15 protein-coding genes are annotated in these 15,910 nt (G+C 38.3%); 7 read left to right on the forward strand and 8 right to left on the reverse strand.

All coding sequences use genetic code 11. The annotated features are described in order from the left end of the window. The first annotated feature begins 51 nt into the window (after positions 1–51). From hcp to SHALO_RS03020, 3 genes are all read left to right on the forward strand, one after another. Positions 52–1,383 carry a hydroxylamine reductase gene (hcp, locus tag SHALO_RS03010; protein ID WP_069477318.1) on the forward strand — a complete coding sequence of 444 codons (1,332 nt, stop codon included), beginning with the start codon at positions 52–54 and terminating at the stop codon, positions 1,381–1,383. A 144-nt stretch (positions 1,384–1,527) separates the two neighbouring features. Then, the gene (locus SHALO_RS03015) at positions 1,528–1,752 is read left to right on the forward strand and encodes a DUF433 domain-containing protein (RefSeq protein WP_025343787.1); all 225 of its coding nucleotides are present in this window, start codon (positions 1,528–1,530) and stop codon (positions 1,750–1,752) included. Then, positions 1,745–2,077 carry a DUF5615 family PIN-like protein gene (locus SHALO_RS03020; protein WP_202968807.1) on the forward strand — a complete coding sequence of 111 codons (333 nt, stop codon included), beginning with the start codon at positions 1,745–1,747 and terminating at the stop codon, positions 2,075–2,077. Before SHALO_RS03015 ends, SHALO_RS03020 begins: the two co-directional genes overlap by 8 nt. A 102-nt stretch (positions 2,078–2,179) precedes the next feature. On the opposite strand, the gene SHALO_RS03025 is transcribed toward SHALO_RS03020, so the two are convergent. The 4 genes from SHALO_RS03025 to SHALO_RS03040 all read right to left on the reverse strand — a co-directional run bounded on the left by SHALO_RS03025 (position 2,180) and on the right by SHALO_RS03040 (position 7,957). Then, a complete protein-coding gene (locus SHALO_RS03025) occupies positions 2,180–5,911 on the reverse strand; it encodes a hypothetical protein (RefSeq protein ID WP_069477320.1) in 3,732 nt (1,243 codons plus the stop codon). Between the two features lie 64 nt (positions 5,912–5,975). Next, entirely contained in the window at positions 5,976–6,755 is a 780-nt protein-coding gene (locus SHALO_RS03030; protein ID WP_069477321.1) for an NERD domain-containing protein, read from the reverse strand. A gap of 72 nt (positions 6,756–6,827) precedes the next feature. Further along, positions 6,828–7,703: an ADP-polyphosphate phosphotransferase gene (locus tag SHALO_RS03035; RefSeq protein WP_069477322.1), complete on the reverse strand. Its 876-nt coding sequence runs from the start codon at positions 7,701–7,703 to the stop codon at positions 6,828–6,830. A gap of 38 nt (positions 7,704–7,741) precedes the next feature. Then, positions 7,742–7,957, reverse strand: coding sequence for an RNA-binding S4 domain-containing protein (locus SHALO_RS03040; protein WP_069477323.1), 216 nt, complete (start codon positions 7,955–7,957; stop codon positions 7,742–7,744). A gap of 148 nt (positions 7,958–8,105) precedes the next feature. Between SHALO_RS03040 and SHALO_RS03045 the strand changes: the two genes are divergently transcribed. The 3 genes from SHALO_RS03045 to SHALO_RS03055 are packed head-to-tail and all read left to right on the forward strand — an operon-like array spanning position 8,106 to position 10,019. Beyond that, entirely contained in the window at positions 8,106–8,606 is a 501-nt protein-coding gene (locus SHALO_RS03045) for a QcrA and Rieske domain-containing protein (protein ID WP_069477324.1), read from the forward strand. Continuing rightward, positions 8,603–9,763, forward strand: coding sequence for a cytochrome b (locus SHALO_RS03050; protein ID WP_069477325.1), 1,161 nt, complete (start codon positions 8,603–8,605; stop codon positions 9,761–9,763). Before SHALO_RS03045 ends, SHALO_RS03050 begins: the two co-directional genes overlap by 4 nt. Continuing rightward, positions 9,750–10,019 (forward strand): hypothetical protein, encoded by a 270-nt coding sequence (locus SHALO_RS03055; protein WP_069477326.1) that lies wholly within the window; start codon positions 9,750–9,752, stop codon positions 10,017–10,019. The genes SHALO_RS03050 and SHALO_RS03055 overlap by 14 nt, the downstream gene beginning before the upstream one ends. A 22-nt stretch (positions 10,020–10,041) precedes the next feature. Here the strand turns inward: SHALO_RS03055 and hemJ are convergent, their stop codons facing one another. Beyond that, complete coding sequence (gene hemJ, locus SHALO_RS03060) at positions 10,042–10,554, reverse strand: protoporphyrinogen oxidase HemJ (protein ID WP_069477327.1); 513 nt, start codon at positions 10,552–10,554, stop codon at positions 10,042–10,044. Between the two features lie 139 nt (positions 10,555–10,693). On the opposite strand from hemJ, the gene SHALO_RS03065 reads away from it, so the two are divergent. After that, positions 10,694–11,935, forward strand: coding sequence for a DEAD/DEAH box helicase (locus SHALO_RS03065; protein WP_069477328.1), 1,242 nt, complete (start codon positions 10,694–10,696; stop codon positions 11,933–11,935). Between the two features lie 21 nt (positions 11,936–11,956). Here the strand turns inward: SHALO_RS03065 and SHALO_RS03070 are convergent, their stop codons facing one another. From SHALO_RS03070 to SHALO_RS03080, 3 genes are all read right to left on the reverse strand, one after another. After that, on the reverse strand, positions 11,957–13,297 hold the full coding sequence (locus tag SHALO_RS03070) for a GntP family permease (protein ID WP_069477329.1): 1,341 nt from the start codon (positions 13,295–13,297) through the stop codon (positions 11,957–11,959). A 134-nt stretch (positions 13,298–13,431) separates the two neighbouring features. Next, positions 13,432–15,054, reverse strand: a complete 1,623-nt coding sequence (locus tag SHALO_RS03075; RefSeq protein ID WP_069477330.1) for a YcaO-like family protein — start codon at positions 15,052–15,054, stop codon at positions 13,432–13,434. Positions 15,055–15,230: 176 nt separating this feature from the next. Beyond that, on the reverse strand, positions 15,231–15,833 hold the full coding sequence (locus tag SHALO_RS03080) for a TetR/AcrR family transcriptional regulator (protein ID WP_069477331.1): 603 nt from the start codon (positions 15,831–15,833) through the stop codon (positions 15,231–15,233). Positions 15,834–15,910 lie beyond the last annotated feature (77 nt).

Raw genomic sequence — 15,910 nt, forward strand, 5'->3', positions numbered from 1 at the left:
TAAATACCTCCTCTTGCTAAGATGCTGGAAATTTTAAGAAGAGGATAAAAAATGTCTTTAAACATGTTATGTGATCAATGCTCTATGAGTGCCATCAATGGCTGTGGTTCTAAAGGTCAAGATGTAGGAACGTGTGGCAAAGATGCCAACTTGGCGAAACTTCAAGACATCATGATTTACGGTCTTAAAGGTCTTAGTGCTTATAGAACGCATGCCAATGAATTTGGTGCCAATACCAAAGAAGTCGATGACGTCATCGCTCAAACACTTTATTTCACCCTTACCAACGTCAACTTCAACTTTGACGATCACATCGCTCAACTGATGAAAATCGGCTCTGCGGGTGTTAAAATGATGGACATCTTAAGTGATGCACACACCTCTCACCTTGGCGTTCCAACCCCTGTTAAAATCAGTCAAAACAAAGCGGAAGGTAAAGCGATCTTAGTAAGCGGTCACAATCTTGACATGTTCTTGGAGCTTTTGAAACAAACCGAAGGTAAAGGCATCAATGTCTATACGCATTCAGAAATGCTTCCAGCCCATGCGTATCCTGAGCTTAAAAAATACCCTCACCTTAAAGGTAACATCGGTAAATCATGGTTTGATCAAACCAAACTCTTTGAGCAATGGGGCGGAACGATCATCGTCAACACGAACTGTATCGTTCCTCCAAAATCAAACTCTACGTATATCGATAGACTCTATACTTACGACATCGTCGGCATCAAAGAGGGCAAAAAAATCCACAATAACGACTTCAGTGAAGTCATCGCTCAAACACTCGCACTTCCTGATGTAACAGGTTTTGACAGTGAAGAGACTCTCGTAACAGGTCACCACTACAAAACCATCCTAGGACTTGCACCACAAATCTTAGAAGCAGTTCAAGCAGGCAAAATCAGCCAATTCTTTGTCATTGCGGGTTGTGACGCTCCAGGAAGCGGCGGCGAATACTACCGAAAAATGGCAGAAAGTCTTCCAAATGACTGCGTGATTTTGACATCAAGTTGTGGTAAATTTAGATTTAACGACATCGACTTTGGTACGGTGGCAGACACAGGCATTCCTCGTTACCTAGACCTCGGTCAATGCAATGACAGCAATGGCGCAGTTCACATCGCTCTTGCCCTTGCAGGCGCACTGGGTGTGACTGTACATGACTTACCAGTTTCTATCGTTCTTAGCTGGATGGAGCAAAAAGCAGTTCTTATCCTTTTAGGACTCTTTAGCCTTGGCATCAAAAATATCTACCTCGGACCAAAACCACCACAATTTGTCAACGATGACATCTTCGCTTTCTTACAAGAGAACTTTAACTTGCATTTGACCGATGATGCAGCAAGTGACACGGAAAAATTATTGCTTAGAAAACCTGCGTAAATCTTTTACATGTAAAGATGGGGAAGCCTTGAGAGAGGCTTTCCCAAACTTCTTACCCCTTCATCTTTCTTTACATGTAAAGAAGAAAAAGCTTTGAAAAAATATGCTAAAATGAGCTTATTAAAGATTAATAAGGAGCATAGGATGAGCACAACGGTTACCATTAAGTCATCGAAACGAAGCGGTAAGCCTTGTATTAGAAATTTACGAATTACAGTTTATGATGTACTCAATATGCTTGCAAACGGTATGAGTTACGATGAAATTTTAGAAGACTTCCCAAAACTGACCAAAGAAGACATTTTAGCCGCCCTTGCTTATGCCGCCGATAGAGAGCATAAAACGCTTACGGCAAAACTCAGTGCATAAACTCCTTTTTGACAATAACATCTCCCATCGTGTCTTGTCAAAAATAGCAGACATCTTCCCCAATTCATTACATGTAATGCTTAAAAACCTTGACGAATCAACCGACTTGGAAGTATGGCGATATGCAAAAATTCACGGCTTTGCCATCGTTACCAAAGATTCTGATTTTAACGATTTGGCAATTTACCGAGGGATTCCACCCAAAATCATCTGGATTAAACTTGGAAATTGCAAGGTGGATGCTATTGCTACGGTGTTGCGAGAGAATTATGAGAGCATTATAGAATTTTTAGACGATGAGGTTAGTGCTATTTTGGAGATATAAAGTTAAAAGTTTAGCCTCTCTTTTCCTTTACTGATTAAAAGACCTTTGTAAATATCTTTACATGTAAAAGATGAATAAGCCTTGAAAAAGGCTTTTAAATGATTAATGAAGCAATCGACTTTCTTCATCTCTAATTTGTTCTCTGTCTCGTTTATATTCAAATCCTTTTTTTACCCATTTTAAAAATTCGACCACACTCTCGTTATTCTCATATAACTTTAACATACTGGTTATATTTGATATTTTTTCATTAGCAACGGGTACATAAGAACCACTCCAACTTTCACTCCTCGTTTGTATACTACTGTATAAATCTTCATCATTAGGAAATTCAGTTAAAAGCTTAATGACAATATCTGGTAAAGTGTCACTTTCGAAATCAATATTTAGAGAATCTGCAACTATATATTTGGCTTTTTTATAATTTGTAGTTTTTAACCAACTTATTACATTATCGGGGTTTATATATGAAAATATTGAATGATTGAACCAACGAGATAAATAGCCACCTTGCATAAAATCAATAAAACGACTGTATAGAGGATAAGTTCTTGGTTTCAACTCATCAAGTCTATTTTTTATTTTTTCCCAAAAAAACTCTGGGTATTTTTGTATGATTTTATATATTGAATGAAATCCTCTATCTTCAAATTTGCCCTCATTGTCAAATTCGCTTAAAATAGCTTCCCATATATGCGATAATAAGCCATCATCCAGTTCCAATTCATTTATAAAATAACTATCAATCATTTCATCTATATCATGATGAAGTTTGTGCAACGAAATACAATTAAAGATTTTATGTTCTAGATAATATTTAGTATATTTTTCTATTAACTCTTTATCTTTTTGATGATTTACATATTGCATACATAAAATAAAACTATCGCATTTGTTGTCAATACAAGAATTTAGTCTATCAATAAAATTAACAAATTCATGCTTAGCTAAATCTCTAAGCCAAAACCCAAAAGTCAAATTCTCTAACAGGCGGGATTCTATTTCTTTTTTTTCCAGTAGCATATATAAATATTTTATACTTACTTCCGTAGGTTTCGAATAATGTATAAAATCAAGCATCATACTTTTATTATTTAGTTTTGTATATATATCATCAAACATTAAATGATAGTTATCTGTATCTATTGGACTATTAAACAAATATGCTAATATAAACCTATTATTTGAATTTTTCGTTAGAGTGGGGATAAGATTTAATATATCTTCATATAAATTGCCTTCAATATCTATTTTGGCAAGTTCTTTTCCAAGGTCGAAAACATTTGAAGTGCTCTTTGCTAATAAACCAGTATAGTTTCTATTTACCCAAATATCCTGAGCAATAACTTTACAATGCTTTTCAAAAGCCTCTTCTGAGATATATCTATACCTTTCTGTTTGAAAAAATAGTTCTTTTGCCTCTTTTATATCAGTTGTATCAGTAAATTTATTGTAGAGACTCTTTAATCTTTTGATAATGGCTTTGGATAATTTTTCATCCTTGTCATATTTAAGGATCATTGATATTTCTTCAAATAGTAAAGATTTCAAATACGGATATGCACTTAATAATTTTTCAATAAACTCTAAAAGCCAAATATTAATTTGATTATATTGCATCATCATTCTGCTTGAATGTAGCAAATCATTTAATATTTTTGACTGCAAATTTATAGATGAATTCTCATAGGCAAATTTTATGAGTTCTTTCAATTTTTCAAAATATGCATCTATCTCATCTTGAGTTGTAGGATAATAGTTTTCTGGAATATTTTCAGGAAAAGTTGAATTGTTTTTATGAGTTGCCATATAATTATGCTTTGGATATGAAGTTTCTAAAGCTTCCAATAATATCAGTCTGTCTTCATCTGATGTAAATTCTTGATATAAACTTTTTAATAATTCAAGCCTCTTTACAATATTGACTTCTGTTCCTCCCAGAATCCATTGAAAAGTTTCAGTGAAAATTCCTTTAGAATTATTACTCCAAGATTCATTCTCAGCTCTTGCAAGCTGAAAAAGTATCTTTACACTGTCCTCAAATGTATCCTTAAAGGCTATTAACTCTTCAAGTGCATGAACTAAATACCTTCTTCCATATTCAAGTTTTAATAAATTTTCTTTTGTTTTATCTTCTAGTAATTTTTTTAAAATACCAATAGAATATTTTCTATCTTTTAGACACAATGTATAAAAGATTTTAGAACCAAATCCATCGCTTATTTGCTCATATGTAAGCTTTGATAAAATTTGAAAAAGTAAATCCTTATGCTGAGATGTATCAAATTGTACACCTTGTAGTTTTTCAAAAAAACCATTCATAAGACCCTCATTATTTAACTTTTGAAATAGCTTATCAATAAAGTTATAATCATTTATTTCAATAAATTGGTTAAATAAGTGAATAGAAATAGGTCGTGGACTAATATATAAAAATCTTCCAGCCTCTCTTACAATTCCCTTTTTTATAAAACTTTTTATTGTAATAGAAGCTGATGCATGATCAATGCCTAAATGCTCAAAAACAATTTTTTTGTACGGTTGAAATTCATTAGTATTCGGAAACATTTTAAATATAGAAATTGCTTGAAGAATTTTTATATCTTCTGCTTTATCAGTAATTTTGCTTAAAATATTATCTAATAACTCTGATTTAAAATCTGGATTATTAGTATCACCTTTTTCAATGTCAAATGATTCTGCCATAAAATAGGCAAGTCTCGGATATCCCTCCGTATAATAAGCAATCTTTTTAGCTAAATCATCATTCAATAAATGATTTACTTCTTGAATTAATTTTACTGTCTCTGCTTCTTCTAAACCCTCTAACATAATTCTTTTTTCATCTTGACAATGAATTTTATCTTGAGTAGATAAAACTTGGTCAATTGTAATTACAACTAAATTTGGATAGGTTTTTAAGTGTCTATAAATTTTAACATGATTGTCATAAGGGCATTCATCAATTACAAATATCACTAATTCTTGACTGTTATCTGGAAGCTTTTTGCAAAATACTTGTAAATCGTTTAAAATAGAGTCATTATAGCTTTGAACATACAGAACAAAATTTTTATATTTTTCATCATTCAGTGTTTCGTAGATAAATCTCGTTTTTCCAATCCCTGAAAAACCCTCCACACGAATAAATGATGAACTTTGAGAAGTTAATGTTCTATCAATTTCTTCTCGTATTTGAGCGATACTAGCTTCTCTTTTTTTATCGTTTATATATTTTACATCATCACTAAACTGGTTTATCTCACGCTCATAAAAATGAAATGACTCAAAATATTTTGTATGTAGGTTGCGGCTTAAATATATCTGGGGAATACTACTAGCCCACTCTGTAAGTTTTGTTAATCCAAAAATTTTTACCGATACATTTTGGTAACCTTTACTTCCAAATACTTCTTTTAGCACTCTCTCTTTTTCTTCAAACCTGATTGCAGGTAAGTCTGTTTTATTTGTAATAAGTAAATAGGTATACCCACTTTGAATCAATTCTTTAAGTTTTGGTTTTAAATCTGTTTTATCGCTTTTGAGTATTTCATGTTCAAACCAAGGTTTATCACCTATTTCTGTCGCTTTGAATTGAAATACTACATTTGAATTTGGCAAAAATAGATGATTTACAGGAATGGGTTTATTAAAATTATTAAACTCTCCATCTGAACCACCATCACCAGTTTTAGTATTCAAAGAGATATCTAACCCTTGATTTAGCAAATTTAACTTTGCAATTTCATAATACATAATTTGATAAACTAATGTTGGTAGTCCCACTTCATCTAACTTTTTTATATCATTCATATCAATGTCAGATAGTGCCATAATAATTTTCCTATTTTATTTCTTGGAAAGTTTATCATAAACAAATTTTAGAAAAAAGGTAAAGCTAAATTTTAAACTTTTTACCTATTCTTTCGCTATCTACTTTAACAACATTTCGACACTTTGGATACCCACTACACCCGTAAAACGGCTCACCCGTTTGTCTATTGTGTCTTAAAACCAGCTCTTTACCACATCGTGAACATATTTTTGTTGATGCGGTTGATGTAGGTTTTGCATTGTGTCGTTCATGTAAGTTGGAAACATGTTCTCTATCGGTTAAAAAGCTTTGTTTGAGGCGTTTTTGATTTAGGGTTTCAATCGTCATGTCAAATTGATAGGCAGAGAGTTTTTCTTCTTGGAAAGATTCGATGTAAGACGTGTATTTTGCATTGATAAAAACATTTTTTGGCATAGCGGTTTTAAATTTGCAATCACCGATGAAAACAACGATGGGAATAATGCTTTCTGAGGGCAATGCCAATATCTCTTCTAAGGCTTTGGTATGGCGATAATTTTGGCGTAAAGGATTTTGAAAACGGTGCTTTTCTTTGAAGATTTGCTGTGTCCACATGCTCTGGTGCTCATCGCCAAAAATCCACCCTTTCATGTTTTTTGTTTCAATCACAAAAACACCATAACGAGAGACAATGACATGATCTATTTGGGTAGTTGAGCCATCATTGAGTTGTAAAGTGATGTTTTTAATATTGACATATTCGTCTTTATTGAGGTGCAAAGAAGTCGCAATATTGACCGTAAATTCGCCAACTTTACCTTTCATCCATGGAGTTTTAAATAAAATACCCAGTACAAAAACAGAACCAAGGAACCAAAAAATCAATGTAAAATCCTTTACATGTAAGAAATAAAATTACGTTATTGTACCTCTTTTGAAAAGAACCTCATGCTTCTATTACTCTTCCTCAACCAACCTCTGTCTTATCCCCTTCAACTCATCTTTCCGCTTGTCATCCGTTTCAGGGTAGTGCATATCGAGCGCTTTAAAGGTATCCAGAAGAATATTTGAGATGATGAGGCGAGCATTTTTTTTGTCGTCAGCAGGTACGATGTACCATGGGGCATTTTTGGTGCTGGTGGCGCTTAGGCAGGACTCGTAGGCGTGCATGTACTCTTTCCAGTATTTTCGCTCTTCAAGGTCTGCGATGCTAAATTTCCAATTTTTATTGGGTTTGTCGATGCGCTCAAGAAAGCGTTTTTTCTGCTCATCTTTGGAGAGATGGAGGAAAAATTTGACGATTTTTGTGCCGTTACGGTGGAGATGGTTTTCCAAATCTGTGATAGAACGGTACCTCTCTTTCCAAACGCTCTCTTCATCAAGCACGCTGTCTGGCAGTCCTTGTCCTTGTAAAATCTCAGGATGAACACGAACAATGAGTACTTCTTCATAATAGGAACGATTAAAAACGCCTATTTTCCCGCGTTCTGGAAGAACACACGTCGTGCGCCATAGAAAATCATGCTCAAGTTCAGCGGCAACAGGGTGTTTGAAACTAAAGACTTGACACCCTTGGGGATTGATGCCTGAGAGAACATGCCTGATGACGCCGTCTTTTCCTGCCGCGTCCATCGCTTGAAAGATCAACAGTACGGCATATTTGTTGGATGCGTAAAGCAGTTCTTGCAAGTCGCTTAACTCTTTTACGCCCTCTTTGAGCGCATCTTCGTAGTCTTCTTTGTCTTTGTAAAATGGTTTAACAAGGGTAGGGGACTTTTTAAGGTCAACCTTTGCGCCCTCGTGCACGAGAAAATCTTCTGTTTTTAGTTTCATAATTCATCTTTGTCCTTACATGTAAAGTCTAAATGGGGCTATTTTAAAGCACTTTCAACTTCTATCTTCTCATCACCCACTTCAATAATCTCGCCTGAAACAATCTTAGCGCGTTTTCTAAGCTCAACTTCACCGTTTCGCTTAACCTGTTCCTCTTCGATGAGCATTTTAGCTTGCGCGCCACTCTCTGCAACTCCTGTCACTTTGAGAAGTTTAAATAACTCTATGAACTCTTCTTCTAATTCAAATTTCATTTTCATTCCTTATATTTATAGATAATAATATCCCAATCCATCTTTACATGTAAACCTCTTAGCACTTCCCAAAAGTCAGTAAAATTTTATTAATGGAAGTTTTTGGTAAAATGGCTATGCGTAAAGCATGGCATAAAGGAAAATGGGGATGGATAGAAACCGAAGACTGGTGAATTACTCGCTCTTAGCGCTGACGGGGACGGGTGTGTATTACACGGTCGGTACGATGTTTCAGTCCTTAGAACCACCCAAAAAAGCACTCCTTGATGCGGCTACATTTATAGATACCACGTCATTACCACTCAATGAAATTGCCTATTTTTCGTGGCAGAAAAAACCACTTTTTATTCTCAAAAAAGATGCTTCGATGGTGTTAGATCAAAAAAGAGACATTAAAATCGGCGACTATTATTACACGTTGATGGTTGGGATTTGCACCCATTTAGGCTGTGTTCCCAAGTATGATGCCTCCTCAAAACGTTTTATCTGTCCGTGTCATAACGGGCAGTTTGACTACAATGGCAACGCGCTTGCTAGCCCTGTCACCAAGCCCTTAGTCATCCCTCCTTTTAAAGTGCATGATGAGATGATTATCGTCGGAGAAGTAGGCGAGGCGTACCTCCAACTGATGGAGGCGGCAAAAGCATGAATGCGAAACTCAAAAACTTCAATATTTTACTTTACACAGGCGCTATCATGGTGGTTTTGTGCCTTTTGATGTTGGTTTCGGGTATTTTCCTCTCTATGCACTATATCCCCGATGCGGAAAAAGCCTTTGAAAGTGTCCATACGACCATCATGCAAGAAGTTAATTACGGTTGGTTATGGCGAAAAATTCACGCGGTTGGATCAACTTTTTTCTTTTTACTGCTCTACATTCACCTCTTAGGCATGCTCTATTTTGGGTTTTACAAACACGGCAAAACGAAGTATTGGTACAGTGGCATGGTGCTCTATTTTTGCTGTATGGTCATTGGTTTTACGGGGTACGTACTTCCGATGGGGCAGATGAGTTACTGGGCGGCGCAGGTCATTACCAGTTTGTTGGAGTATATTCCAGGTGCGGGAGAAGACATCGTGCTGTGGGTTCGAGGCGATTTTAGCGTGAGTGGCATCACGTTGCTGCGCTTTTACACCTTGCACATTGTAGTGATGCCTTTGAGCATTGTTTTGATGATACTCGTGCATACCGATTTTGTGAAGTGGTACGCGACCACGAAGCTTTCATGGAATCGCAAAGGCTTACATGTAAGCAAAGAAGAGCGCTATAGCAAACACGACATCATCCCAAAAGAGCCAAAACCGTTTTTCTCTAATGCCGTTTTAAAGCCACTTTTAGCGTGTACACTCTTTTTGGCACTCTTTTTTTATTGCGTCTTTTTTCATGATTATTTAGCGTTTGATGCCCTCAATTTTACTCCTGCCAATCCGAGCGATACACCCTCCCATATCTATCCGGAGTGGTATTTTCTGTGGATGTTGCAGTTGCTTAAGAGCTTTTTCTTTGACATTGGGATGATCAAAGGCTCGTACATCGGTATGGCGTCTTTGGTGGTGGTTAATGTGGGGCTTTTGTTGATGCCACTAATAGATAGAAACCCTCGTCGCATTCCTGCACATCAGCGCCCTTACTTTTTGGCATGGTTTTGGGCGTTGGTAATCTCTTTGGTAGGTCTTACGATTCTTGGAAAGTTACCAAGTTCGACGCTTACGTTGTGGATTGGGTTGTTCTTCTCCACGGTGCTGATGTCACTTTTTTTCATTTTGCCGTTTCTATCCAACAAGGAGTCTCATGCCAAATCTTAAAATTTTTGCGGCAATCGTGATGTGCGTTTTTGTACTTGTCATTGGGCTTGAGTGGCTACCCAAACAGGTTGCCTCACAGAGTAACATTGTTGCAGAACAGACACTGAAAACACAAACGAATGAAGAAAAAGCGATTTACGAAAAAGAGATGAGCCGACGTGATACCATCGGATACAGCATTGTAGGGTACTTTCTTTTACTCTCGGCGTTGCTGTACCTTAAAATTGCTCTGCAACGCTCCAAGCCAACCGAGTAAAGAAACGCTTTACATGTAAAGATTAGGGTTTCTTTTTTCCATCCAAAATTACGTCAATAATCATCGCAAAAATACCCAACGTAATGAGGGTAAATGCCCATGAAAAGCTTTTGGTGATGACGTATCCGACAATCAAAATGGCAAGTGCTGTAGGAACTTCATTGTAAGCTCTGAAAAATTTTCCACTTTTAGTACAGGTGTCATTTGCAAGTTCCAAACGGTACTTTTCGAGTGAAAATGAATAAAGTGTGAGTGCAATGAGCACGGTAAACTTCGCATAAATCCACCCACCGCTTGAGAGCAGTTGTGAGTCAAAAAAAATCATGCCAAGACCGCTTGCAAGGGTTGCCCAAAAGGCAGGAAGCCCAATGTATTTATAGATTTTGTACTCTTGAATTTTAACAACTTCCACAAACTCTTTTTTTTCTGCATGCTCAACATGGTAAACAAAAAGCCGTGGCAAGTAAAACAACATCGCCATCCACGACATCAACGCTATAATGTGAAAGGCAAGCAACCATTTATAGTGTTCCAACATCTATCCTTTGTTCATTTTACAGATGCATTATAACACCACAAACTTACCCTAAACTGGCTTTACATGTAAACGTCTCAAACCTGCTCTAAAGTGAAACTATTCTACAATGGCGAAAAGACTTAAAGGATGCCAAACCATGCCATTTTCTACCCTCAAACTCTGCCCTCAAATCCTCCAAGCCCTTGCTGAGGCTGGTTATACACAACCAACTTCCATTCAAGAAAAAGTGATCCCGCTTGTGTTGGAGCGAAAAGACATCATGGCGAGAGCGCAGACGGGAAGTGGTAAGAGTGCCTCTTTTGTGCTACCGATGTTGGAACTTTGGAGTGCAAATAAAGGCGAGGGTAAAGCGAAGATCAAGGCATTGGTTTTAACGCCTACGAGGGAGCTAACCGTACAAGTCGCGGAGGCGTTTGTCACCTTTGGAAAATTCTTACATGTAAAGCCCAAAGTAGTCAGTGTCATCGGTGGGGAGAAGATCGGCGAGCAACTTTACGACATCCAACAAGGGTGTGACATTGTGGTCGCAACTTCGGGGCGACTGCTTGACATCATGAGCAAAAAGCAGATCGACCTTTCTCGTGTTGAGTTTTTTGTGCTTGATGAAGCGGATAAAATGCTTGACCTTGGGTTTGAGCAAGAGTTAGGCTCTATACTTGAGGCGTTGCCTGCCAAACGACAAAATCTTCTTTTCTCTGCGACCTATCCCGAAAAGATGCAAGCTATTGCTTCCAAGATAACCAAAAATGCTGTGGACGTGAGCATCGAAGCCGAAGCGCCAACAGTTGAGCTTATAAAGCAACGTGCTATCGAGGTCAACAAAGAGAACCGTGCACCACTTTTGCGCCAGTTACTACGTGAAAACAAATGGGAATTGGTGTTGGTTTTTATGGCAAACAAACGCGCCGCCGATAACATCGCCGTGAAGTTTCGTAAACATGGCTTTTTAGCGGAATCATTTCATGGAGATTTGCTTCAAGAAGACCGTTCTTGGACGTTGAAGTCGTTTAAAGAGCGCAAGATTCGTGTTTTATTTGCCACCGATATCGCTTCGCGTGGACTTGACATCGATGATGTGAGTTGTGTCATCAACTTTGATTTGCCTCGTGCGACGGAAGATTACATTCACCGCATCGGACGAACGGGACGTGCGGGTAAAGAGGGTTTGGCGATTTCGTTTATTGACCATGAAGACAAGGCACATTTTGCACTCATTCAAAAACGCTGTGGTATGAAGCTTGAAACAGAGCAGATCAAGGGTTTTGAGTTAGAAGGCGTTGCTCCCCAAAAAGAGAAGGGAAGTGCGCCCATCAAGGGAAAACGCAAGAGTAAAAAAGACAAATTACGAGAAGCACAAAAAGAGGGTGCAAGCTCCTAAGAGCCTGCACCTAAAAGAGCATTAAATAAAAATAACAGACATAACATAAACGACTGCAATGGTCACAATTCCTTGAACCAAGGTTGCCATAGTAAATGCCTTGTATGCGGTTGGAACGTCCATCTGACTGAAACGTGAGACGACCCAGAAAAAGCTATCATTGGCATGGCTGACGGTAAGTGCGCCCGCGCCAATCGCCATGACGGTTAAGACTTTGCCCATTTCACTATCGAGTCCTAAACTTGCAAGCAATGGGTACATAATGGTCGAAGTCACCACCAGTGCCGTTGTTGAAGAGCCTTGTGCGGTTTTCAGTGCTGCTGAGATGATGAACGGTACAAAGATGCCAAGGCTAAGCGTTTGAAGCGTTAGTCCCAGATAATCACCAATGCCACTGGCTTTAAGAACAGCCCCCAGCGCACCACCCGCTCCTGTGATGATGAGAATTTCACCTGCATTTTTAACGCCTTCACCGACCCAGCCTGAAAGCGTCTCTTCGTTCCATTTTGGAAGTAAAAGGCTGGCAAAAAGTACACCGACAAAAAGCGCATTGGCAGGGTGACCTAAGAAAACAAAAAATTTATAGATAAACGTTTCGCTAGAGTCCTTAAATGCAAGTTTTGCGATGCTCTCAATTGCCATTAAAAGAACAGGGACAAAAATAGGCGCAAAGGATTTAAACGCACTTGGAAGCGTGCCGTATTTGGCTTGGACTTCGCTGTCTTTTTCCAAGTCAATATCAAGGTCTTCGCCACTTTGATACAATGGGCCTCGTTTGATCGCCCAAAAATAACCTGCAAGCATCGTAAAAATAGCGACAAACAGACCCACGAGAATAACAAGACCAAGATTTCCAACCATCAAGTTACCCGCCGCCGCAATAGGGCCAGGTGTCGGAGGAACCAGCGTATGGGTGGCATAAAGCCCCGTTGCAAGTGCCACACTCATAGCAACGCCAGAGACTTTGAGTTGTTTGACCATCGAGCGTTTGAGGGCATTTAAGATGACAAAACCGCTGTCACAAAACACAGGAATCGAGACGATGTAGCCGATGATGGACATCGCTAGAATTGGGCGCTCTTTACCCACAAGTTTAAGAACAACGTTTGCCATTTTAATCGCAGCGCCACTTTTTTCCAAGATGACACCAATGATGGTTCCAAGCACAATGACGATACCAATATACGCTAAAATGCCGCCAAAACCTGATGTGATGGTTTTTGCGATGTCGGCGTACTTCATACCGACACTAAACGCGATTCCATACGCCGCAATAAGAAGGGCAATAAAAGGGTGCAATTTCCATTTGCTGGTTGAAAGTACGATAAATCCTATCGCTACGAGTAAGATAACGATTAACATTCTGACTCCTTCGTGAGTTTTTTAACTTAAACTATATGCTTAAATTTAAACAGGTAATTATAGTCTAAAAGGAGTCATTTGAAGACGAAAAAACGTAAAGAATGAATCGTTTACGTTTTTTACATGTAAAGGTTTTAAGCGACGATAGCAGCTTTCTTAACTTCGAGTCTATCGTACATATCGAGGATATTGACATAATGTTGATGTAGGCTAACATCGATGAGGTACGCTTTACCATCTAAGATGTTTAAGGCATGTTCGACTTTTTCTTTGCCAAAGATGTCCCAAAGGGCACTTTCATACTCAGCCCATACAAGTTTTTGCTCTCTCAAAGAGAGGATTTCGCAGAGAAGTTTGCTCATAGGGTTTTGACTAAAAGAGAGTAGCATTTGTGCCTCTTCGTAATTTTCCAAAAGCAGATGTACTTGTGCTTTAAGGTCGATCATCTGAAAGTTTTGTTCGAAAATGACGCCGATGTATTTTTCCATATTGAGTGAGTCTTCCAGCGGCTCGATCGCTTCAAGCAAGGCTTCGTGGTCTTCTTCTTTGAAGTTGAGCACACTATGTCGTATGAATTTACCGCTGTTTCGGTTCTGATAGACCATATCTTCGATAGGGTAAACCTCGGAGATACTTGGAACGAGCATGTGGCATGAGTAAAAGTCTAAGTAGGTGTATTCACGCAGGTAAATCTCTTTGCCCATTGATTTGACGATGTCGCACAAAAAGGCGTACTCCACTTCACTTCCTTCGCCCTTATACTTCCATGGCGCATACTCAAAACTTTTGGTTGCGCTTAAAAAAGGAAAGCCTATTTTTCCGTTGGAGTCGATAAAGTGCGCTTCAAGGTTGAAGCTATCGCCCACGATGCTCATATCAAACGTTGGCATCTCAAACGCGTCAAGATTTTCAAGCCCTCGTCCTTGCATCAGTTCGCTCATGGTGCGCTCTAAACTGACCTCTAAAATCGGGTGTGCACCAAAGGAGACAAACAGCGTGCCATTGCGTGGATTGATCAGTGAGATGGCTGTAACAGGGAACTTTCCACCCAAAGAGGCATCAAGCACTTCAACGATAAAGCCTGCTTTTCTAAGCTCCAGCAAATCCGCCTGAAGTTTAGGAAACGTAGCGATGATGGACTCAGGGTATTTTGGAAGGGCGTAACCCTTTTGGATGATCTCAATTTTGGCATGACGCTCAAAGATCTCACTCAGCGCTTGCACTTTAGCTTCATCAGGCGTGTTTCCACTCGCAAGTCCGTTGCTGACATAAAGATTGCTCAAAATGTTGAGGGGAATGTAAACCTCTTCTTTCCCAAAAAAGCTCTGAAAGGGAAGCGCAACGATCTTGTCCAGATAGTCACTATTGAAGTCGACCAAGTCTTCGTGGCTCATTTCATGGGATGGATTATAGATTACATGTAAAGAGGGATTGAGGTACTCACCGCCAAATTCAAACACTTTTTGGTCAGGGTAATAGGCACGATTAGGAAGGTGAAAGTCGATAAAACAGTTATTGGTTTGAAGGCGTTCGATGTACTCGCCAAGCGCGCTCGCTTTAGAAGCAAGAGAAAGTGTGCCTTTGCCGTTAGAATAGATATGATTTGGCGCTTCGATAGAAGCTAAATTGACCGAGTAGCAGTGTGTAAGGGGATGCTTCTCGGTTGCAAATTTCATGCCACAACCAAGGTCTTTTAAAATCGTTTCCATTTTTAAAATAGAAGCTTCAAGGGGTGCATTTTTTGAGAGAATATTCATAATGTCATAATTCCTTTTGGGTGTAACGCGATATGGTAAAAATAGGTAGAAGTGAATAAATAGAGATGAGAGAAGTCTATTATAGCATTCTAGGTCTCTTTTAAAATTAAATGTTCGCAATGCCTCTCATACGAAGGGCAAAAGGCATCTGTTTTTTTTAATACACTGTGCGTGTTTTAGATGCCATAAGCTCTCATGAAAACATCAATAGCCCTTTTTGAAATAGCTTTTATCTCTGGTTCTGTTATCTGAGTTTTAACATTCATTAAAAAGGGCATCAGTGTTTCTGCTTCGAGCAGAGCCAAAAGATGTTGTGCCGCAACAAGAGGATCATTCATGTGCAGTTTATTTAATTGCATAGCCTCGTTTAAGCATACCGCAATCATTTCATAGCTTCTTCTGGCACCTTTTGTATAGGTTATTTTTCCTAGTTCAGTTTTGCCTGATTCTGTAATCGCCAATTTTCGCACTTCTTTTAAAGAGTCTGAGTAGATAAAATTGAGAAATTTCTCACCAAAAGTGTATAACGATTTGGAAATATCATCGGTATAAGGATCAAGTGCTTTATGTACCATCTGAAATTCAGCTTCAATGACTATTTGGAGTGTTTCCAAAAACAGCTCTTCTTTTGATTTAAAATAGTTGTAAAGGGTTGCTTTTGAGCCACCGAGTCTGTTTGAAATCTCAGACATAGATGTTTTATCAAAACCAAGCTCTATAAAAACTTGCGTTGCAACAGCAATAATGGCTTGTCTTTTTTCTTCAGTCTTTGTTTTCATGTTTTATTCTTTTATTTATTTAGCATATTTTAACCAAATTTCGTTACACTTTCATAAATGAACTGTACCGTACAGTT

This window comes from Sulfurospirillum halorespirans DSM 13726 (assembly GCF_001723605.1).
GTDB lineage: Bacteria > Campylobacterota > Campylobacteria > Campylobacterales > Sulfurospirillaceae > Sulfurospirillum > Sulfurospirillum halorespirans.